Here is a 21,370-nt window from a genome sequence, read left to right as displayed (position 1 = left end):
TGCTTTGGTCGGTTACTTTATGCCGGAGTGCATGAAGCTCTCGACGAATTGTTTTTGAAAAAACAAAAATGCGATCAAGATCGGCAGCACAACCATGAGCGTCGCGGCCGTCACCGTGCCCCATTGCGCCCCGGTCTCGAACGATTGGGCGAAGATCGCGATTCCAACCGTTAACGGTCTCGTTTCCACCGAGTTGGTAATGACGAGCGGCCACATGAAATTGCTCCAGTGCGTACTGACGGAGATCAATCCGAAGGCGACATACGTCGGTTTCGCGGCAGGCAAATAAACATGCCATAACGTCTGCCACCATCTGCTGCCGTCGACTCTGGACGCTTCGTCGAGATCCATCGGTATTTGCTTGAACGTCTGTCTAAGCTGGAATACTCCAAATGCAGAAGCCCAGTAAGGAAGCATGATCGCCAGCTTCGTATCGACGAGCCCGAGTTCTTTCATAATCGTATAGTTCGGGAAAATCAAAATATCCGGCGGTATCATAATTTGCGTCAGGAACAATATAAACACGACGCCTTGCCCGATGAACGTCAGGCGGGCGAATGCGTATGCCGCGAGCGTCACCGTAAACAGCTGAACGGCCAAAATGCCGACGACGATAATAAGCGTATTAAAATAATATTGCGTAAAAGGAATCGTGTTCCACGCCTCGACGTAGTTGTCGAACGTCGGATTCGTTAAAAAGAACGGATTCGATTTAATGATCACTTCACTGGAAGGAGTGAAAGAAGTAAATGCCGTCCATACGAGCGGGACGAGGAAGACAATTCCTAACACGATGATGACAATGCGATTGACGATTCGATACATTCCTATTTCATCCCCTTCTAATAATGAATCCGTTTATCTAAATATGCGTAATTGAAAATCGATATGCCGAGCAGAATGACGAGCAGAATCACCGTAAGCACCGACGCTCTGCCCATATCCCAGAAGCTGAATGCGGTTTCATAGATATGAAATAACAGCAAATTGCTCGCATTATCGGGACCGCCCTTCGTCATAATGTACAGATGGTCCACCATTTTGAAAGAGTTTGTAATTGCGATAATCATGACGAATAAGGTGGTCGGCATTAATAGCGGAAACGTAATTTTGCGGAAAATTTGAAACGGCCGCGCCCCTTCGATTCGAACCGCCTCGTACACTTCCCCGGGCAAATTTTGCAAGCCTGCCAAATAAAAAATCATAAAAAATCCGGTTTCCTTCCAGATGATCATAAGAATCATGGCGACAAGCACCCAGTTCGGATCGCCGAGCCAGTTCGCGCCCGATATGCCGAAAAACCCTAAAAATTTGTCCAGCAATCCGTAGTCCGGCGTATAGATAAAAAGCCAAATGTTGGCGATCGCGATCATCGGTATAATGGTAGGGTAGAAGAAAGAGGCTCGAAGGAAGCTGTCCCCCTTCATTTTATTGTTGAGCCAAATCGCCATATATACCGCGAGAAAGATGCTGACCGGAACCGTTCCGATCGCTACGATCAGGTTGTTCCCGATTACTTTCCAAAAAATATTGTCCTGAAATACTTGTACGTACTGATCGAAGCCGACAAAGTTTTGAGCGTTCAAATTGGAAGAAAAGAAGCTTAAATAGATCGATTTCCCTACCGGATAAAACGTAAATAACGCCAAAAATATTAGGGAAGGCAGCAGTAAGGCGTAGGCGAAGCCGTTTTGTTTCCAATTGATTTTCCCTCGGTTGCCAATTGTTCGTTGAGTCAACCCAATCCCCCATTTCGATGTGTGTAGTAATATTAAATGCGAGTTCAAAAAGTCTTTGCAGCAAAACAAAGAAGCCAAGTGCATTATGATACGCTTCCTGTTATGGAAAGGAATCAAACATGCAACTGTGGCTTCTCATCGTCTCTAGCCGATTAAATGAAGTTGTTATTAATTCCACAGTTCAATCATGTTGATCGATAATCGCCGCTCTTTCTCTCGTTCCGAGCAAATTGTAAATCGCTTGCGCCGCTTCCGCCCGCGTGCTATGCGCAAGCGGTACGAACTGTTCGCGATCCCGCCCGTGCAGCAATCCGAGCGCATGCGCGGCGATAATATAGTCCAGCGCCCAAGCGCTCGTTTGATCCAAGTCAAGATAAGGAATCGGTTCCCCCGAGCCGGTCGCATCTTTGGAAATGCGCACATAGGCTTTTACAAGCAATGCGGCCATCTGTTCCCGTGTCACGAATTCGTCCGGGGCGAACGTACCGTCACCGTAGCCGGACGCGATTCCCGCTTGTTCCGCGACAGCGACCGCGCCGGCATACCATGCTTCCGCCGGCACATCGGAGAAGCTAGGGCTTCCTTCCGCCTGAAGTCCGATGGCGCGAACCAGCATCGCCGTTAATTCGGCGCGCGTCACAGCGCCGTTCGGGGCGAACTCGGCCGCATTCCTTCCGGCGACAACCTGCATCGCGCTTAATTGGCGCACCGCCGCAAACGCCCAATGATCGCTCCGTACGTCGGCGAATGTTTTATTGTATGCCAGCACCGCATACGTACCCGCTTCCTTCAATTCGGCCGTCAAAGTATGACCTGCCAATACGCCGCCGACGTAGGCCAGTTTCCCGTCGCTGCGAATTTGATATAACCCGACCGGAATGCCTTGCGGTAACGCGTCCGCCTCGATCTTCACGGTTAATCCGCCTTGGCCCGGCGGCTCAAACCGAAACGGTTCCGCAAGCGGCGTAAGCTCGGCTTGCGATGCTTGCGCAAATTGCTCTATCATTCGTTTCGCTTCCCGGAGCTTCGCCGGATCGAGCTTGCTCACGCCTTGCGAACTATTCAGTTCCGGCTCTTGCTCCTCCACAGGCGGCTTCGGTTGCTCCGGCGGCGGCGAATCAGGCGTCCGTCCGGACGACGACGTCGATGGCGACGGCGTGCCCGGAGAAGCGTCCCGGCGCAAATGTCTCGCTTCCACGGCCAAATCCGCCCATTCGGCGATTTTGCCGTTCGCATCCAGTCTGACGATGAACAGGCGATCCCCCGCCGCTGCGCGAATATTCGTCGCGCCGGTAAGCGAATCCTTATAGGCGGAAGGTTCGTCGCCTGCGTTCGGACGCGTCCGCGATCCCGCGCTTCCTTTGAAATATCGATAGCTCGAGCCGGATTGCAATCCCGTTACTCTTGTCGTCGAATTCCCGGTGCCCGGCGTTAATCCGAGCGAAAGAATGATCGGCGCCGGCGTTGGCGGTTCGGGCGGAGCATCCTTATCTGTCACCGTTAAAGCGATCGGATTCGAATAGATGCGCCAAACATCGTCCAGCAAAGCGGGATCCCCGTCCACCGGAGTTTGAAACGGCCGGAAATCATAATAGATTTGCAACATAGCCGTACCCGGCTTAAGGGCGGACGCCGTTTGGTCGTTCTGTACGGCAACGACGCCGTCATCGGATCCGATAACCCGGATGCCGCCGGATACCGGAATCGACGTTCCCGTTCTGGTCGTTACGCCCGCGGCGAACGTTTGCGGCGTAACCGATTCCCCTACTGCGATTCGGTATTGTTCCGCAACCGGCTGAACCGCGACGGGAACTTCTTTCATCCAATGAGCGTAATCGGTCAGTATGGTGGTCGCTCCTTTGCGGACCATTTGATTGATGCTGCTTTTCGTATTGTAGGTCGACGCGATCAGCGGGATCCCCCGATGCTTGGCATAGTTGATCCATTCCTGCGAATTCACCCCGGACATTTGGGACATGCCAAGCGATACATGCATCGCGGCCATTTTCTCCACATATTGCATCATCGTCTCTTGTTCCGTCGGCCCGCGGTCGGACGTAATCAGCGTAAGCCCGATGTCGGGGCTGAGCTCCGCAACCTTCTTCAGCAAATCGAGGCTGAAGCTGGTGACGTATACGTCCGCCGCCATATCATGCCGCAAGATGTGCTCCACCACCTGCTCCTCGATGCCGATTCCTTTCAACTCCAATTCCAGCACGACATTTTTACCTTTCGCAAACTCCAATACTTCGTCAAGCGTTGGCACTTTCGCGTCGGGATAACGATCGTAAGCTTCCTGCCAATCGGCGTTATCCGTCTTGTTCGCCTGAAGCAGCTTCAGTTGTTCCAGCGTCAAATCTCTGACTTTGCCCGATCCGTCGGTCGTACGGTCCACGCTAAAGTCATGCATAATGACGAGTTTGCCGTCTTTTGTTAGATGAATATCCAGCTCGATCAACTCGATGCCCGCTTCCACCGCCAGTTCGAAGGCCGGTATCGTGTTCTCGGGAGCCAGAGCGTTTAGGCCCCGATGCGCGACGATAAGCGGCGACTGGGAGATGCTGTTCTCGGCGTCATACTGCCGCAGCGCTTGAACGGCATCCGACGAATGCAGCGCTTCGATGCCGGCCGCGCCGAGCGCAATCAAGCGATGGGCGTCGAATTCCGTACCGGAGCCGTACCCCCAAACCGTGATAGCCCGATTGCGCAAATATTGCATCGATTCCTGCGTCAACGCGCGGTGGTCGATCAAGGCAATCATTCCCGTACTGCGCCGAACCGACAGGACAATCTGCTTCAACTGCTCCCGATTCAACTCGCGGTTATCGAACCGAACGGCTCCCCGGTATTCGGGCTGGAGCGCTCTCATCTTGCGCACGATGTTCCAGTCCGGCGAAACAATGATTACATCGGTTGCATTACGCCGTTCAAGCAGATCATGCACCGGCTGGATCAATCGGTTGTCGTCAAGTTCCAGCACGGGGATCGCCTTGTTATCGAGGAAATCCAGCGCCGCGGAAAGCTCCGTATTCCGATTCCTTGCAAACAAGGTGCCGCCTTCGTCCATGCTTACCGTCAACAGGAACGAAGGCACGTTCTGCGGCAACGGATTCGACAACTCGCTGCCCGCGTCGATCAAGGTCGGTCCCGCCACGAGAGCCGTAGCTGGCTCGCTCGCCTTCAGCACACTGTCTTTCAAACCGGGCTCCGGAATCAGATCGGGTCTTCCGTTCGGTCCGAACAGCAGCATGCCGGGCGTCGGGTTCGGTTGTTCCGTAAAATCGGCCGCGCTGCTCTTGGTGTCCCGTGCGTTGACACGCTCAAGGGAGAAGCCCTTCAGCATGACGCCGGCATGCGGCTTGATGCCGAGATACTTCCCTGCCTTATACACAACGGCATCGATAAGGTTTTTGTCCGCATCCAGAAGCAGCACTTCGTCGCCGTTATTTCCGAATTGCATGTTTCCGCAACCCCAGTCGCAATTCGGAATCATATCCGGAACGGACGGATCGGAACCGTCCAGTTCGAAATCGGCCTTCCTGCCGTAGAGCTCCTCAAAGCCCTTGGCGTTTTTCGCGATAACCAGCGCTTGGTACGGTTCGATCCAGGTTCCGTCCGGGAAGTTGAACATGCCTTCCGAGGAGGAAGATCCTTCGATTTCCTTATCCCCCAAATAGTACCCGCTTATATCCATCGTACGGTCCGAAATATTCGTCATTTCCACATATTCGTACAACGGTTCGTCGTAATTCGGCGTATACATCACTTCCGTAATCAGCAGCGTATCGCTTACCGGGACGGGCAAGGGCCTATCCGGAAGCGAAGGCTTCTTCGCCGCGAAATCGGCCGACGGATCCCCCGTCATGCTTACCCGATGTATCGCATTGCCATTGCCGTCGGCGATTGCCGTAATCGCCTTGTAGAAAATGCCGCGAAACACTCTGTCGACTTTATATGTAATAAAATCGATCGCATGATACTCCCTGTCCATCAGCAATATTTTGTCCCCGGAATTGCCAAGCTGAACGACGCCTTTGGACCAATCCGTCGCCATCATATCCGGCACGTCGGGATCGTCTTCCGGCCTGTATGCCCCGATCCATGGAAATTCAAAATCCGGTATGACGCCGTACGTTTGCTTAAACAGCTTGCCCGACTGGGCAATCACGATTTCCTGACCGGGCTCGATCGTCGTCCCCGGCGGGAAGGCGGCCATTCCTTCGCCGCTTCCCTGATTGACGCCGTCGCCGATCATGTATCCGCCAATATCGACCGGCATATCCTCATAGTTCTTGATGACGATATATTCCTTGCCGTCATCGGCGCTCGGCGCATCGTACATAAACTGGGAGATGAGCACTTTCGGCAGCGGATCGGCAGGCCCGTTCTCTTCCGGTGGCGTTACCGCCTGCGGCGGGATTTGCCAAGGAAACACTTCCCCCGGCGTGGCCGGCGCCTTGGTCCAATACTTCAGTTGATGAATATCGCCGTTCCGCGGAACTTGATAATGAACGCCAAGCCCGTCGGCAATATCCGAACCGGCAGCATAGGAAGCTTGAGAGACGGCAAGCCCTGTTTTTTTGTTAAAGACGGCTACGGCGCGATCGGCTGTATTGGAAAAACCTTCGGTACCGTTGATCCGAACTTCCGTCACTTGTTCGGAAGACAATTCCACGCCATGCAACTCGTTGAATTCCGCCAGCGTCTTCGCCTTCGGATTCACCCAGAACACATGCGCCGTTTGCGGCTCGATCGTTACGGGCGTAAAATGCTCGAACGTATTGTCGGACGTGCCTGCGCTTGGATAGCGATACATGATGTAATACTCGGCTTCCCCCAACAGCGCCGACTCCGCTCCGATGCGCAGCGGCACATCCGAATTGTTGTATATTTCGAAAAACTCGTAATCGTCCGTTCCCTTGTTGTTCGGGTGAAGCTCGGTAACGAATAATTCCGGCCCATACGCCGTTTCGGTAACTGACACGAAGCGATACCGATCTTCGTCGGGCGTATCCGTCTCGCCAAGCTGCTCCTTCCATTCCTCCTGCGCGGTTCCGTTATCCGTCTCATTGTCTGCTTCACTCTCAGATTCGCTGCCAGATTCGCTATCCGAGCCGCTGCCTGTCTCCGCCGCCGATTCGGCCGCTTCTTGTCCGGATTGAACCTCTTCCGCATGGGCTGCGGGAATGACCGCAAACCGGTCAAACCCGAGCAACCCGGAAATCATAGACATCATTAACGCAAAAACGATAGGTTTGCAGACTTGGCGGAGCCTGTTATTCATTCCATTGCTCACTCCCTTGCGTTATGAGTTGCGGGATTACTTAAAGTTTTTCAAAATTTGGTCGGCTTGCTGCTGCGATTTCTGCAGCGCCTCTTTCGGGCTGATCGTGCCTAGCAGCGCGGCTTGAATGTTGTCGTTAAACAGTTTCGTAATTTGGCCGTTCTGGTAAGTCGACAATTCGCTGTCCGCATATTCCAATTGATCTCTCGCCACTTTCGCTTGCGGGAAATCTTCCACATATTTTTTGAGCAAATCCGTTTCGTAAGCCGCTTTCGTCGTGCCTACATATCCGGTATCGATCGACCATTGCGCAACACGTTCCGGCGTTGTCAAAAATTCGATGAATTTGATCGCCGCCTCTTTGTTCTCTTCCGGAATGTCCTTGAACACGTACAAGTTGCCGCCGCCTGTCGGCGAACCGAATTGTTTATTGGCCGGCAAGAAAGCTACGCCGAAATCGAAATTCGCGTCGTTTTTCACTTTCGTCAAGTTGCCTGTCGTATGGAACATCATCGCGGTTTTGCCGCTAATGAAATCGGAAGGTACGGTCGCCCATTCGATTGCGCCTTCCGGCATCACTTTATCTTTGCGGCCTAAATCGACATAAAACTGCAGCGCTTCTTCCACATGCGGCTTATCGAAATACACTTCTTTGCCGTCGTTCGACATAATGTTGTCGCCGTTTTGCAAAGACAGCGCTTGCAACATCCAATATTGATACCCGGTGCTCGGAATTTCAAGTCCCCATTGGGTTACTTTGCCTTGCGCGTCCTTGACGGTCAGCTGTTGCGCGAATTCTCTCAGTTCCGTCCAATTGGCGGGCGCTTTCTCGGGATCCAGGCCGGCTTGCTTAAACAATTCTTTGTTGTAGTACAACACGATCGTACTGCGTTGGAACGGGATGCTCCATACGGTATCTCCCGATTTGGTGTTGCCCATGAACGCTTCATAGAATCCGTCCAAATATTCCTTCGAAAACTTCGGCGTCAAATCTTCGATCGCATTCATCGAAATGAGCGTGTACAAATCGGTCGACAGCAGCACGGCCAAGTCCGGCGAGTTTCCGCCCTGCACCGCGGTCGCAACCTTTGTCATCGTATCTTGATAGCTTCCGCCGTAAATCGGTTTGACTTTAATGTTTTCGTTTTCTTTCTGAAAATCTTCCGCCAATTTATCAATAATTTTCGTAATCGGTCCGCCAACGGCTACCGGAAAATAAAATTGAAGTTCCACCGGTTTGCCGCTATTGCCGCCGCCTTCTTTAGGTGCGCTCGATCCTCCTGTCGAATCTTGAGCGTTGTTGCTTTTTCCGCATGCGGACAGAATCATGACAAGAGCAATCATAAGAACAGCCAACTTTTTCATTCCGTTATTCCCCCTAATTGTTAATGATCTTTGCTTCCGAATATGTACTTGGCAGCCGCCTATTGCGGAAGCGTTTTCTTAATATTGCGGAATAATAAATGGAAATGCGGTTGGATAGAGAACATATTCCAGAAATATCCTCCTTTTCCTTATAAAAATAGAAAGAGCCCCCGTGCATAGAAACGCTTCCAAACTTTCGAAAGCGTTATTCATGCAAAGGGCCTCTCATCGTCTCTACCCAATGTTATAAATAACGAATTATTATATTATACTACATGCATGTCACATTTTTGACAAGGATTTTTCGTTAAAAATTCATAAAAAATATTAAATCGCGTTTTTGGCGTAAGAAAGCGCATTGACGAAGCGCTCGTACTGCAGTTCGGCCTCCTCGCCGCTCCAATGCAAAACCTCGGCCATATAAGCGACGACCGCGCGGCCCCACCGCTCCGCGCTGCGAATGTCGAAATTGACCGCGCTGGAACGCCGAATCAGAAAATCCGCCGGCGTGGCCACCATCTCTTCTTCGATGCCGTAGTCCAAGGCGGCAAGCATCTCCACATCCGTTTCCAGCCGCTGCGCCGCCTCCCGTACTTTGGCGAATCGATCGAACACCAGCGGCGTATTGCTGCCGTACCGGTTCGCCAGGATGCGGGCGTTCCGCTCGCTTAGTCCGCGTTTGACGCCTTGTTCCGTACTATGGCGCAGAAATGCGTCGAATCCTTCCGGGAAGTTTCCCCCGGACAGCGTTATACGATCGGTCGTGCATCCGGGAAATGGCTTCCCCGTCGCCTCCGTCAGCTGTTTGGCGATTAAATCGACGATGCGTTCGGCCATCTTCCGATAGCCCGTTAATTTGCCCCCGGCAATAGTGACCAGGCCCGAGGGGGATATAAAAATCTCGTCTTTGCGCGACAATTCGGACGGGGACTTTCCGTCTTCGTGAATGAGCGGGCGCAGGCCGGCCCAACTCGATTCGACATCCTGCTCCCGCAAACGAAGCGAAGGGAACATGTCGTTGGCCGAATTCAGCAAATAGGTCAAATCTTCCTTGGTCATCCGCGGATGAACGAGATCGCCTTCATAGTTCGTATCGGTCGTACCGATATACGCCTTGCCGTCCCGCGGAATGGCGAACACCATCCGGCCGTCCGGCGTATCGAAATAAATCGCCTGCCGCAGCGGAAACCGGCTCTGGTCGACCACGATATGGACGCCTTTGGTCAGATGCAGGCGCTTCCCATGTTTCGAACGGTCCAATTCGCGCAACGTATCGACCCACGGCCCCGCCGCATTGACGATTTTCGCCGCTTTCACCTGTATTTCCTTGCCGCTCCATACATCGCGCACGACCGCGCCGCAAACAATGCCGTCTTCGTAAACGAAGCGCTCCGCTTTCGCATAATTGACGGCAAGGGCCCCCCGTTCCGCCGCCGCTTTCATAATTTCGATCGTCAGCCGCGCGTCGTCGGTGCGGTATTCCACGTAATACCCTCCGGCGAGCAGTTTATCGTCGCGCAGCAGCGGCTCCTTGGAGAGCGTCTGCTCTTTGTTCAACATTTTGCGCCGTTCCGACCGTTTGACTCCGGCCAGCCAATCGTAAACGTACAGACCGATGGAAGTCGCGAATTTCCCGTAGGTTCCACCTTTTACGATCGGCATCAGCATCCATTCGGGAGTAACGACATGCTGCGCGTTGCCGTGAACGATCGCCCTTTCGCGGCCTACTTCCCTAACGAGATTAATTTCCCCTTGTTTCAAATAACGGAGCCCGCCATGCACCAGTTTCGTGGAACGGCTGCTTGTTCCCGCCGCGAAATCCTGCATCTCGACCAGCGCCACCTTCAAGCCGCGAACGGCTCCATCGAGCGCGATGCCCGCTCCGGTAACTCCGCCGCCGATGACAAGCATATCGAACGTTTCTTGCTGCAACGAATCGAACAGACCTTCCCGCTCCAAACTTGAAAACTTTCGTCTCATCCTGCACTCCCCCTCCCGGAGAAAGCAAAAAGACCGCAACAACACCCTTGCCTCGATCAAGGATTTGTTTGCGGTCCTCTTCTTATTCTCCGACCATGTTATGAAGTTTTATATTGATTTTTTCAATATCGTAACGAAGTTTGAGGCAGATTTCAATAGTTGTTTGTGATTTTAATCATATTTTGCATAATTTTATCCCTTTCAAATGTAAATTTATCCTTGTATTTCCATATATATCGGTGGTTTATTAGAAATACGCAACAAATTTATGACAAGGAGGTGAACGATCCGCAGCGCAGAATGACGTATGAATGGATATCAAAAATATGAAGGAGGTTGATGACGACATGAATGTCATACGCAGAAAAATTCATTGTATTGCAGTAATCTTTGCGCTCTTGTTTCCCCTCATTCCTGTAAGCGCTTTCGCAATTGCTCCCTGGGCTCCAAACACTTCGTATCAAGTGAACGACGTGGTAACGTACGGCCAGCAGTCCTATAAATGCAGAATCGCCCATACTTCGCTGGTCGGCTGGGAGCCTCCCAATACGCCGGCTTTGTGGGAACTCCAATCCGGCGGCGGACCGGAACCCGAACCGGATACGGCGCCTCCTACCGCTCCGGGCAATCTCGTTTCTACCGAGATAAGACCTGACAGCGTCTCGCTCGGATGGAGCCCGTCGACGGATAACGTCGGCGTCGCGGGCTATGAAGTGTACCGCGATCAAACGCCGGCCGCGACCGTGGCCGGAACGAACGCAACGATAAGCGGACTGACGCCGAATACGTCCTATACGTTTACCGTTCGGGCGAAGGACGCCGCGGGCAATGTGTCCGTTCCCAGCGCTCCGCTTACGGTGACGACGGCCGACCCGGGCGGCGGACCGGGGCCTTCGCCGCTGCCGGGCAAGCTAGTGATCGGCTACTGGCATAATTTCAATAACGGTTCCACGACACTGAAGCTAAGGGACGTTTCGCCGCTCTACGATATGATTCACGTTGCCTTCGCCGAGACGGTCACCGACCGTTCCACCTTAACGTTTACGCCGTATAACGCGACGGTGAACGAATTCAAAGCCGACATCGATTATTTGCACAGCCAAGGCAAAAAGGTGCTCATCTCGATCGGAGGCCAGAACGGTTCGGTCGAACTGGCGAGTGCCGCGGACGTGCACAATTTCGTCGCTTCGCTGACGAATATTATCCAAACGTACGGCTTTGACGGCCTGGATATCGATTTGGAGGGCGGTTCCGTTTCCTTGGCCGGCGGAGATACCGATTTCCGCAATCCGACCACCCCGAAGATCGTCAACCTCATCAACGCCGTCAACCAGCTCAGCGCCAATATCGGCCCGGACTTTATGCTCACAATGGCGCCGGAAACGGCTTACGTGCAAGGCGGCCTTGTCGCGTACGGCGGACCGTGGGGAGCCTACCTGCCGGTCATTCACGCCTTGCGGGACAAGCTGAACTTCATTCATGTCCAGCATTACAATGCGGGAGGCAATGAAGGGCTTGACGGACGCGTGTACAATCAAGGAACCGCCGACTTCCAAGTCGCGATGGCGGAAATGCTGCTGCACGGCTTCCCGATCGGCCGCAATCCGAATAACGTGTTCCCGCCGCTGCGCGAGGATCAGGTAGCCATCGGCTTGCCCGCGGTACCGAGTGCGGCCGGCGGCGGTTATACCGCTGCGGCGGACGTTCAAAAAGCGTTGAAATATATCGTTCAGGGAACGTCTTACGGAGGAACGTATCAATTGCAAAAACCTTCCGGTTATCCGAACTTCCGCGGAGTCATGACGTGGTCGATCAATTGGGACGCGACAAGCGGTTACGCCTTTGCCAATAATGTACGGTCCGCATTCCATTCGTTCGGCAGTTCGGCCTTGGATCAACTACAGTAACCGCGTCCATCTTCGGTTCAAGCAACCGGCGCCATGTTTGCATCCCGCCGCCGCATGCCAGCGGGGCGGGATGCCGTTTCCATGCTCCCTTCTACTTGACCATAGCGAGGGCCAAACCGTCGTAAGCCGGAAGCATGGCGCTTTGCAGCCGCTCGTCCTGCGCGATTTGTTCGTTAAAGCGGCGCACGGCCAAGACGGACGGGCCGTTCTTGTCCGGATTGACAGTGCGGCCGCGCAGCAATGTGTTGTCGGCCGCAATAACCGCGCCCGGATTGGCCAAGCGAATCGCCCATTCCAAATAATTCGGATAGTTCTCCTTATCCGCGTCGATAAAGAAAAAGTCGAACTTCGCCCCTTCCCGCTCCAACTGCGCCAGCGAGTCGAGGGCTTCGCCGATTCGATAAGAGACGCGGTCGCCGAAGCCCGCTTCGGTCAAATGCCGTTTCGCCACGGCGGCGTACCCCTCCTCCAGCTCCAATGAAACAAGCGATCCGCCTTCCGCTAATCCGCGGGCCAAGCATATGCCGCTATACCCGCCAAGCGCGCCGATCTCCAGCACTTGCCGCGCGCCCGACAGATTAACGAGCAGCGTTAACAGCCTGCCGTAATTCGGCGCGACCGAAATTTCCGGCATTCCAAGCTCGCGAATATTCGCCTTCACCCGTTCCAACACCGGATCCTCCGGATAGAGCGCATCCATATATTGTTCTTCGACCGTCATATATAACTCATCTCCTACATGTTTGTAACCTGGCTGAAATTCACCTATACTTGATTGTACCAGAAATCATTGTAACAGAAATCGCAAAGTGGAGTGAACCGATAGCATGAGCAAATTGGAATTGATCGCAACCGCGCCGATGGGACTCGAAGCGGTCGTTGCGCGCGAGTTGCGCGAACTGGGATATGAAGATGCGCAAACGGAAAACGGGCGCGTTATGTTTCGAGGGGATCTGATCGATATTTGCCGGGCCAACTTATGGCTCAGATCATCCGATCGCGTATTAATCAAAATGGGCATGTTCCCGGCGCGAACGTTCGACGAATTGTTCGAAGGGGTCAAGGCGCTGCCGTGGCCGGATTGGATTCCCGAGCACGGCGAATTCCCGGTGGAAGGCAAGTCTCATAAATCTCAGCTCAGCAGCGTGCCGGCCTGTCAGGGCATCGTCAAAAAAGCGGTCGTTGAGAAAATGAAGCAGCGCTATAAAACGGAATGGTTTCCCGAGAACGGGCCGCGTTATGTGATCGAAGTGTCGCTGCTGAACGATATGGCGCTGATAACGCTGGATACGACCGGTCCGGGGCTGCATAAACGCGGCTACCGGAAGCTCGTCACCGAAGCGCCGCTGAAGGAAACGATGGCGGCGGCGATGGTGCTGCTCAGCCGCTGGAACGCGCATCGTCCGCTATACGACCCGTTCTGCGGGTCGGGGACGATCGCAATCGAGGCCGCGATGATCGGCTGGAACATCGCGCCTGGCTTGCGGCGCGCGTTCAACGCCGAAGCGTGGCCGGCGGTGCCGGCCTCCCTGTGGCAGCAGGCCAGGGAGGAAGCTTACGATTTGCTGCGGGACGACGTGCCGCTGCAAATCGCAGCTTCCGACATCGACAGCGCAGCCGTCGATGTCGCGCTCGCCGCGGCGAAGGCCGCCGGCCTCGCCAAGGAAATCGACTTTCGCGTCCTGCCGGTCGCGAAAGCGCGGCCCGAGGGGGATTACGGATGCATCATCACGAATCCCCCTTACGGCGAACGGCTCGGCGACAGCGACCAAGCCGAGAAAGTGATTCGCCAGCTTGGCTTCACCGCCGCGCAGCTGCCGACATGGTCGGTGTTTGCGCTTAGCCCGGGCAAGCAGTTCGAGCACTACTTCGGCCGCAAAGCCGACAAGAGACGCAAATTGTACAATGGCAGAATCGAATGCCAGTACTATCAATATTTAGGCCCGCTTCCCCCGCGCCGTTCCTAATATGCCGGGGGGTTCCGAAGCGCATCGCCGGAGCCCCCCCTCCCCTTTCATCGCCATTCCGCTTACCCATGTAATGCCAATTAAGTTTTATGAAAACTTTGGATATAATGGGGAATATGGTGCAAGCGAACATTTTTTAAGGGAAAGGGCTTTTCATGATGTACTCATCGCTTCAAACCGCATACCGGGGCATTCGCCTGTCTTTGCAATGGATCGCACGAATCCGGTATATGGAATATTTTTTGTTTATCGCGATCATTTGCTATAAGCTGACTTTATTCGACCGATATACGAACATTCCTTACATGAGGATGGAATCGTCCGATTATTACGTTGCGATCGGCTCCATACTCGTTTGTTCATTTTGGGTCGTTTTTTTGCCGCAGCGCGGCAGGCTCGTCAGCTTGTTTCTGCTTAATGTTTTTATGTCGACGCTTATATATGCCGATCTGATTTATTACCGGTATTTCAAAGATTTCATTTCCGTGCCGGTATTGCTGCAAGCCGGCCAGGTCGGGTCGCTCGGAGACAGCATCGCATCGCTGCTGGCATGGAAAGATCTTTATTTCTTCGCCGATCTGGCGGTTCTGCTGCCGCTTCTCATTGCCGCTTGCGTCTCGATTGGCCGCCGCCGCAGACAAGCCGGCACGTTCCGTTTCTTCCAAAAGGCGGGGCGGGGCAAATTCGCGCTTCGATTCGGCGTAAGCATCGTTATTTTTCTTCTAGGTGTTTCGTTCATCTACTATCCGATTACAAAAGCGACTTCCACATGGGCAAAAGGGCTGTTCGAGGGCAATTGGTGGAACGTTTCTCTGTACAATGTGACCGGCTTGATCGGCTTTCACGGTTACGACCTGTACCGGTATGCCGACGAACATTGGCTGTCCAAGCCAGGCATATCGGAGGAGCGGACGGAGGAAATACGCGGGTGGTTCGCGGCAAACAAGCTACAGCCGCAGCCGATAAACGAGCTGTTCGGCGCTTATCGCAACAAGAACGTTATCGTCATTCAGGCGGAGGCGTTCCAAAATTTCGTCATCGGCCGGCAAATCGGCGGGAAAGAAATTACGCCGCATTTGAACGCATTGATCCGGGAAAGCATGTATTTCAGCAACTATTATCATCAGACCGGGCAAGGGCGCACGTCCGACGCCGAATTTGCATCCGCCGCCTCGCTTCATCCGCTGCCGACCGGATCGGTATTTACCCGGTATCCCGGCGGTACGTTCGATTCGCTGCCGCGCATCCTCAAGGAACAAGGATATGAAACCGGAGCCTATCATGCCTATGAGGCCAGCTTCTGGAATCGGTACAATATGTACGCAAACATCGGTTACGACCGCTTTTACAGCAAAAAAGATTTCAAGATCGACGAACCGCTCGGCTGGTCGCTGGCAGACGCGTCGTTTATGCGCCAATCGCTGGATTTCATGGATCAATCGCGGCAGCCCTTCTACTCGTTTCTGATTACATTATCGAGCCATCATCCGTATTCCCTGCCGCCGGAACGGCAGCTGCTGGACGTCGGGGAGCTGAAGGGTACGATGTTCGGCGATTATTTGCAGGCCGTGCATTATGTGGACGGCGCGGTCGGACAGCTGATCGCGCAAATGAAAGAACGAGGCTTATGGGATCAAACGATTTTCGTCTTTTACGGGGATCACGACAATTCCATTGCGGAAACGGAACCGCTCGAACGGTTGCTCGACCGGTCGTTGTCGGAGCTCGATCTCGAACAAATCATCAATCAGGTGCCGATGATCGTCCATTTGCCGGACGGCTCGCACGCGGGAACGTACGAGCAAGTCGGCGGCCAGTTGGATATGGCGCCGTCGCTCTTATACTTACTTGGCATTCCCCGAGAGTCCTATTACATGATGGGAAACAATCTGTTTGCCTCGGATCCGAAAACGGTCATTTTGCGCTCGGGCGCCGCAACGGACGGTGAGCGGTACTATAAACCGGCGGCGGACGGCAATTTCGAGCATGGAGCTTGCTACGATCTGACGACCCGCACGCAAACGGACGTCGCCGCTTGCCGGTCGATCGCCGACAAGGCGAAAGAAGAGCTGAACATTTCCGATCAAGTGATAATGCACAATCTTATTGCGCAATTTCGCCGGAAATGAACGCAGCAAAGCATGAGGAAACCGCCGGAGCGCATCGCTCCGGCGGTTTGGTTTTCGAAGTCTTCCCTTTCGCCAATAGCTCCAAAATCTGGAGCTAATTTAAAGGGTTGCCGACTGTATGGACTCATTAGCGGTAAAACCTGCCGCTAATTTCCCGGTATAAACCGATTCCTAGAAGATGTTCAAAATTAGCTCCGCGAAATACCGCTAAATCTCGATTTTCGCCCCATGAGAGCAAAATACCTCCATGTTTTACCGCTAATTGAGAGTCGCTTCGAACGGAATCGCGCGTCATGCCCCCGCTAATTCATTCCGTCAGTTCCAAGCGACGAAGAGGTCCGCTTACTAGCGAAACCGGATGCCTTATTTTTTGGTAAACAAAATGCCGATCGTCTGCGGCCCGCAATGGCTCGAAATGACGCAGCCCGCATCGGATACGAGCACTTCGCGCGCGCCCGTCTTTTCTATAAGCGTTTGGCGCAGCGCTTCCGCGTCTTCCCCCGCCATCGAATGCGTGACGAAGATAATATCGCCGTCCATCTCTTCCTTCCGGGCGAGCGCATTGTCCAGCAGTTGCTGCAGCGCTTTGTCGCGTTTCCCGCGAATTTTGCTCGCCGGCGTCATTTTACCGTCGCTGACTTTAATGACAGGGCGGATTTTCAGCAGGCTTCCAATCAAGTTCTGCAAGCCCGAGCAGCGCCCTCCCTTATATAAAAATTCCAGCGTATCGATCACAAATTCGGTCTCTACCTTGCCGCGCACATCCTGCAGCATCCGCTCGATCTCCGCCACGCTCCGGCCGGCCTCCGCGGCGTGTACGGCTTTCATGACCTGCAGCCCGATGCCTGTAGACAAATTGAGCGAATCGAACACGGTAACCCGCCCTTCCGGAAATTCCCCGGCGGCGATCAGCGCATTCTGGCAGGTGGAGGATAAATGCGACGAAATGCCGATATAGAGAATATCGTCGCCCTGTTCGATAAACGGGGCGAACGCCTCGATAAAATCGCCCGGCGAAGGCGCGGACGTTTTCGGCAGCTCGCCCTTGGCGCGAACTTCGGCGTACAGCTGATCCGTATGGAGATCGACCCCGTCGCGATAAGCCTTCTCGCCGAACGAAACATACAGCGGCACGATGCCGATTTGATGCCGTTCGATAAGCTGCGGCGGCAAATCGCATGTGCTGTCGGAAAAAATTTTAATCCTTCCCATAATACACCTCGATATTAGACTTGGCCCAACCTATTGTTCGTCGAATTGGTTCGGATTCGTGCCAACGCGTTCCCCGGTATTCATCCCGTTGATCGCTTCCATATCTTCCGCCGCAAGCTCAAAATCGAATATGTCGGCATTTTGCGCGATCCGTCCGGGATTGACCGATTTCGGAATCGTTACGACTCCGTTCTGCAAGTCCCAACGCAATATCACTTGCGAGACCGATTTGCCGTATTTCGCGGCAATGTCTGCAAGCAGCGGATGATCGAGCAGTTTGCCTTGCATCAGCGGACTCCAAGCTTCCATCTGGATGCCGTGATCGTTGCAAAAGCGCAGCAGTTCGGTTTGAGCGAGACGCGGATGGTATTCAACCTGATCGACCGCAGGCACGATTTCGCCGTCCGCCATAATCGCCTGCAGATGATGTTCGTGAAAATTGCTTACGCCGATCGCACGGACATAGCCTTCTTTATATAGCTTTTGCAATGCCTTCCACGTATCTATGTACTTGCCTTTGACCGGCCAATGAATCAAGTACAAATCAACGTAGTCGAGCCGCAGTTTTTGCCTGCTTTCTTCAAACGCCCGCAAAGTGGATTCATAACCTTGATGCTCGTTCCAAACTTTTGTCGTAATGAACAATTGATCGCGCGGAATTCCGCATTCGGCGACCGCTTCCCCGACGCCCGTTTCATTCCCGTATACCGCTGCCGTATCAATGCTGCGGTATCCCAGTTCAATTGCGGTTCTAACAGCCTGCCGAACTTCGTCCCCATCTTTCGCCTTCCAGACGCCCAATCCGAACCAAGGCATCAGCACTCCGTTGTTCAAGCGGGTGCAATCTGAAATATGTTGCGGCATTTCGATCAGTCCTCCCATAGTTTGGTAGATTGTTATAAATCTATGAATATCATACCATATCATTCACGGCAATCCCAAGAAACGCGCCGTGTAGCCGCTAAAGGTTGCTGTCAAAAAAAGACCGCATGCAAACTTCGTTTGCACTGGTCTTCATCGGTGTTACTGTTGCTCGTCGGTCACGGACCGGAGTCTCTCTTGTTCGGTTTGAAGCATTTGTTGAACGAGTTGGACAGGCTGCAGGTTGTCGCCCGCATCGATCTGGGCAACGGCGTTCTCCGCATGTTCCAGCGCGTTCTGCGCTTGCGCTACCGTTTGCTCGTTCGGGTGGGACAGCGCCTGGGATATCGCGTTGCGCGCCCTGTCGACGGAATTTTGCGCTTGCGAGACCGGATTTTGCGATTGCAGCGACGAATCTTCGTTTCTTGCCATTGAACTACCTCCTTGCATCTCCTAATTCGAATGGTTCAAGATTAGGATAAGCAAACGAAGGTACAATTATCCCGCTGCAGCCGTAAAGTTCGACCGGCGTCAGCATCGCTTTATTGCTTCACGTACTGGCTCGCCTTCTCGATCGCTTCGTCTTCCGTCGGCGCGGTAACGTACCGGCCGTTGATGAATATAAATACCCGTTTGTTGCACGGGCCGCAATACGACTTGCATCCGATCTTAATTTCGGCGTCGGGCGCCAATTGCTTTAATTTAGGCAGGATAGATTTCATTTTAATATGTTTGCATTTATCGCATATGCGAATATCGTTAGCCATAACGGATCCTTCCCTTGTTTGTCGTTGCATGCGTTCGCTTCCCAAGCGAACGCGGGGTTCGCGGTCGGCTCGGCTTCCTTAATGGTCGCCGTGATTCCCTTTGGACGGATTGGTAATGACAAACCCTTCTTGCGGAAAATATAAATAATCGATTTTTACGCCGTCAAGCATCGGTTCGTCCTTCGCCAATATGACGTCGATTTCCTTATCGGTAGAAACGACAACATCGTTGTCCGTAGGTTTGTCCAAATCGAGGCCGTAATGCGCATGGTCGCCGTGAGCGTGCGTGACAACGACGCGCAGCTTCAGCTCTGCGTTCTCCTCTTTTTCCAGTTCCCGCTTGATCACTTTCGCGGCGTTGCGCGTTATTTTGCATTTCATGAATGCCATCTCCTATTTTATCGAAGTTCGTTAAGATTGCTTGTTATCCTCTTCTTATTGTAAAAGAACGCTTCCGCTAAAGCAACAGGATTACAGGAGACCGGCATATTTGCGTTCCACGTAATCGACGAACCAGTGCATGGCAAACAAGGTGACGCCTATATCGTCAATCGGAAGCAGCGGCAAGACATCGGGAAGCACCCAATAGAGCAGAACGGGGATGGAAAATAACAATTTATCGTAAACCGACACTTGTTTCGAGAAAATCAGTTTCGGCACCCGTTTCAGCACATGCATCCAGCGGCGCAGCGACCACCAGCTTCTTTTCATCGTATCCGCCCCTTATGGCAAATGTTCTAGTTAGTATTCTCAAGAACGGACAGTCTAACCCGCGAGCCGCCTTTAACGGATTTTAAGCGCTTCGATGAACAAACCTTCCATCTCGTTGTATATATCTTTGAAATGATAGTGCGGCAGCGGATTCAGCCCGATGCCCGCTTCAACGGTAAAGCCCGGTTTGCGGAATTGTTGGATGAACCAGTCTTTGAATCCCGCGTCGCTACCGGACAGCTTGACGGCCCGGTAACCGCTCGCTTGCGCGAATTTCTCCGCGATCCGTTCCGATTCCTCCGGTTCGTAATCCCGGTAGTTCCAATAGATTTCCTGGCCTTGCGTATGCAGCGACACGGCGAGGTCAAACCGCTTGTTCCGCGTGAATTCCGCAAGCGCGACCGCTTCCGGTTCGGTAAGCGGCTGCTCGGACGTATAATCGCGCGGGCCGGGCCCGGATTTGCCGCGCCGCTTGCGCTCTTCCTCCCAATGTGCGGGGAACTGGTCGTTCAGATCGACTCCGCGAATATTCGCTTTCCAACGGGCGAATTGGAACGAACCGTTATTCCATTGCAACAGCTGCTTGTAATACGGATGCTGCGGCGTAATTCCTTCCTGCACCAACTCCACGCCGTCGGGATTGACCATCGGCACGATCCATAATGTCGTCTTGTTCATCCGTTCCTGCGGATCGAGGCCGCGCCATGGTCCGCCCGACCGGTATGCCCTGGCATAACGTTCGATAAATTTCATCAGCAGCGGCGTCGTGATCCACTCATTGGCGTGAACGGCGCCGTTAAAATGAACCTTATACTCGCCGTTGCCGATGCGCAGCGCAGGAATCGGTTTTCCCATTACGCTTTTCCCGATCGTTTCGTATTGTATAAAATCGTATTTGCCGCAGAGCGAGTCGATGTCCTCCATTAATTGGGCATACCCGTACTCCGCTTCGACCTTCACGATTTCCCCGTTTTTGCGAACCGGAATGACGATGCTTTGTCCGATCTTTAGACGCTGCGGATGAACCGTCGCATTGGCGGCCGCAAGCGCCTGGATCGGGACCGCGAATCGCCGGGCGATATCGTAGAACGTATCGCCTGCTTGAATGATATATACGTTTAACGGCCTGACGGGAATGTAGATGACTTGGCCGGGAATGACGTAGCTTGCTTCGCTCGCCTGCGGATTGGCCGCGAGCAATGCGTGCGGGTGAATGGCATATCGTGATGCGATGCGCAGCCACGTATCCCCCTTCTGTGCGACATACGGAAATGACATCGGTTAAGCCTCCTTCTAGAACTACGCTTTACTGGAGCATATGCTGCGACTTGTCCGAACATGAGTGTCAATTTCCGCGGCTGCCCCGCGAGGCGCGTCGGACAATGCCGTGTCCCTCCGCCGCGAAAAAGGAGCCGCCCCCGCCTGATGCCGACTCGGGACAACTCCTT

Annotated in this window: 16 protein-coding genes; 3 read left to right on the top strand and 13 right to left on the bottom strand. The window is 53.4% G+C overall.

Annotation, left to right across the window (positions count from 1 at the left end):
- Nucleotides 1-12: 12 nt before the first annotated feature.
- The 5 genes from KQI79_RS16940 to KQI79_RS16920 all read right to left on the bottom strand — a co-directional run bounded on the left by KQI79_RS16940 (nt 13) and on the right by KQI79_RS16920 (nt 10,368).
- Nucleotides 13-825 carry a carbohydrate ABC transporter permease gene (locus tag KQI79_RS16940; protein WP_216539469.1) on the bottom strand — a complete coding sequence of 271 codons (813 nt, stop codon included), beginning with the start codon at nt 823-825 and terminating at the stop codon, nt 13-15.
- 17 nt (nt 826-842) lie between these two features.
- Complete coding sequence (locus KQI79_RS16935) at nt 843-1,739, bottom strand: carbohydrate ABC transporter permease (protein WP_230190670.1); 897 nt, start codon at nt 1,737-1,739, stop codon at nt 843-845.
- A gap of 181 nt (nt 1,740-1,920) precedes the next feature.
- Nucleotides 1,921-7,023 carry a glycerophosphodiester phosphodiesterase family protein gene (locus KQI79_RS16930; protein ID WP_216539465.1) on the bottom strand — a complete coding sequence of 1,701 codons (5,103 nt, stop codon included), beginning with the start codon at nt 7,021-7,023 and terminating at the stop codon, nt 1,921-1,923.
- Nucleotides 7,024-7,059: 36 nt separating this feature from the next.
- Complete coding sequence (locus KQI79_RS16925; RefSeq protein ID WP_216539463.1) at nt 7,060-8,388, bottom strand: ABC transporter substrate-binding protein; 1,329 nt, start codon at nt 8,386-8,388, stop codon at nt 7,060-7,062.
- A 327-nt stretch (nt 8,389-8,715) separates the two neighbouring features.
- Nucleotides 8,716-10,368, bottom strand: coding sequence for a glycerol-3-phosphate dehydrogenase/oxidase (locus KQI79_RS16920; protein ID WP_216539462.1), 1,653 nt, complete (start codon nt 10,366-10,368; stop codon nt 8,716-8,718).
- Nucleotides 10,369-10,715: 347 nt separating this feature from the next.
- Between KQI79_RS16920 and KQI79_RS16915 the strand changes: the two genes are divergently transcribed.
- Nucleotides 10,716-12,275: a chitinase gene (locus KQI79_RS16915; RefSeq protein WP_216539461.1), complete on the top strand. Its 1,560-nt coding sequence runs from the start codon at nt 10,716-10,718 to the stop codon at nt 12,273-12,275.
- A gap of 91 nt (nt 12,276-12,366) precedes the next feature.
- Here KQI79_RS16915 and KQI79_RS16910 read toward each other — a convergent pair whose 3' ends face one another.
- Nucleotides 12,367-12,996, bottom strand: a complete 630-nt coding sequence (locus KQI79_RS16910; RefSeq protein WP_216539460.1) for an O-methyltransferase — start codon at nt 12,994-12,996, stop codon at nt 12,367-12,369.
- Nucleotides 12,997-13,102: 106 nt separating this feature from the next.
- Between KQI79_RS16910 and KQI79_RS16905 the strand changes: the two genes are divergently transcribed.
- On the top strand, nt 13,103-14,242 hold the full coding sequence (locus tag KQI79_RS16905; RefSeq protein WP_216539459.1) for a THUMP domain-containing class I SAM-dependent RNA methyltransferase: 1,140 nt from the start codon (nt 13,103-13,105) through the stop codon (nt 14,240-14,242).
- Between the two features lie 155 nt (nt 14,243-14,397).
- On the top strand, nt 14,398-16,371 hold the full coding sequence (locus KQI79_RS16900; RefSeq protein ID WP_356709101.1) for an LTA synthase family protein: 1,974 nt from the start codon (nt 14,398-14,400) through the stop codon (nt 16,369-16,371).
- A gap of 363 nt (nt 16,372-16,734) precedes the next feature.
- Here the strand turns inward: KQI79_RS16900 and KQI79_RS16895 are convergent, their stop codons facing one another.
- The 7 genes from KQI79_RS16895 to KQI79_RS16865 all read right to left on the bottom strand — a co-directional run bounded on the left by KQI79_RS16895 (nt 16,735) and on the right by KQI79_RS16865 (nt 21,200).
- Nucleotides 16,735-17,583, bottom strand: coding sequence for a DegV family protein (locus KQI79_RS16895; protein ID WP_216539457.1), 849 nt, complete (start codon nt 17,581-17,583; stop codon nt 16,735-16,737).
- Nucleotides 17,584-17,613: 30 nt separating this feature from the next.
- Nucleotides 17,614-18,447, bottom strand: coding sequence for an aldo/keto reductase (locus tag KQI79_RS16890; protein WP_216539455.1), 834 nt, complete (start codon nt 18,445-18,447; stop codon nt 17,614-17,616).
- A gap of 159 nt (nt 18,448-18,606) precedes the next feature.
- Nucleotides 18,607-18,876, bottom strand: coding sequence for a hypothetical protein (locus KQI79_RS16885; RefSeq protein ID WP_216539453.1), 270 nt, complete (start codon nt 18,874-18,876; stop codon nt 18,607-18,609).
- A gap of 110 nt (nt 18,877-18,986) precedes the next feature.
- A complete protein-coding gene (locus KQI79_RS16880) occupies nt 18,987-19,211 on the bottom strand; it encodes a YuzB family protein (RefSeq protein WP_216539484.1) in 225 nt (74 codons plus the stop codon).
- A 78-nt stretch (nt 19,212-19,289) separates the two neighbouring features.
- A complete protein-coding gene (locus KQI79_RS16875; RefSeq protein WP_216539451.1) occupies nt 19,290-19,592 on the bottom strand; it encodes a HesB/IscA family protein in 303 nt (100 codons plus the stop codon).
- A gap of 90 nt (nt 19,593-19,682) precedes the next feature.
- Nucleotides 19,683-19,922, bottom strand: coding sequence for a hypothetical protein (locus KQI79_RS16870; RefSeq protein WP_216539449.1), 240 nt, complete (start codon nt 19,920-19,922; stop codon nt 19,683-19,685).
- A 72-nt stretch (nt 19,923-19,994) separates the two neighbouring features.
- On the bottom strand, nt 19,995-21,200 hold the full coding sequence (locus KQI79_RS16865; RefSeq protein WP_216539447.1) for a M14 family zinc carboxypeptidase: 1,206 nt from the start codon (nt 21,198-21,200) through the stop codon (nt 19,995-19,997).
- Nucleotides 21,201-21,370: the final 170 nt, after the last annotated feature.

The organism is Paenibacillus sp. MSJ-34 (assembly GCF_018918005.1).
In the GTDB taxonomy this organism is placed as follows: Bacteria; Bacillota; Bacilli; order Paenibacillales; family Paenibacillaceae; genus MSJ-34.
Note: the sequence above shows the minus strand (reverse complement) of the source record. Positions and strands in the feature narration are given on the sequence as shown.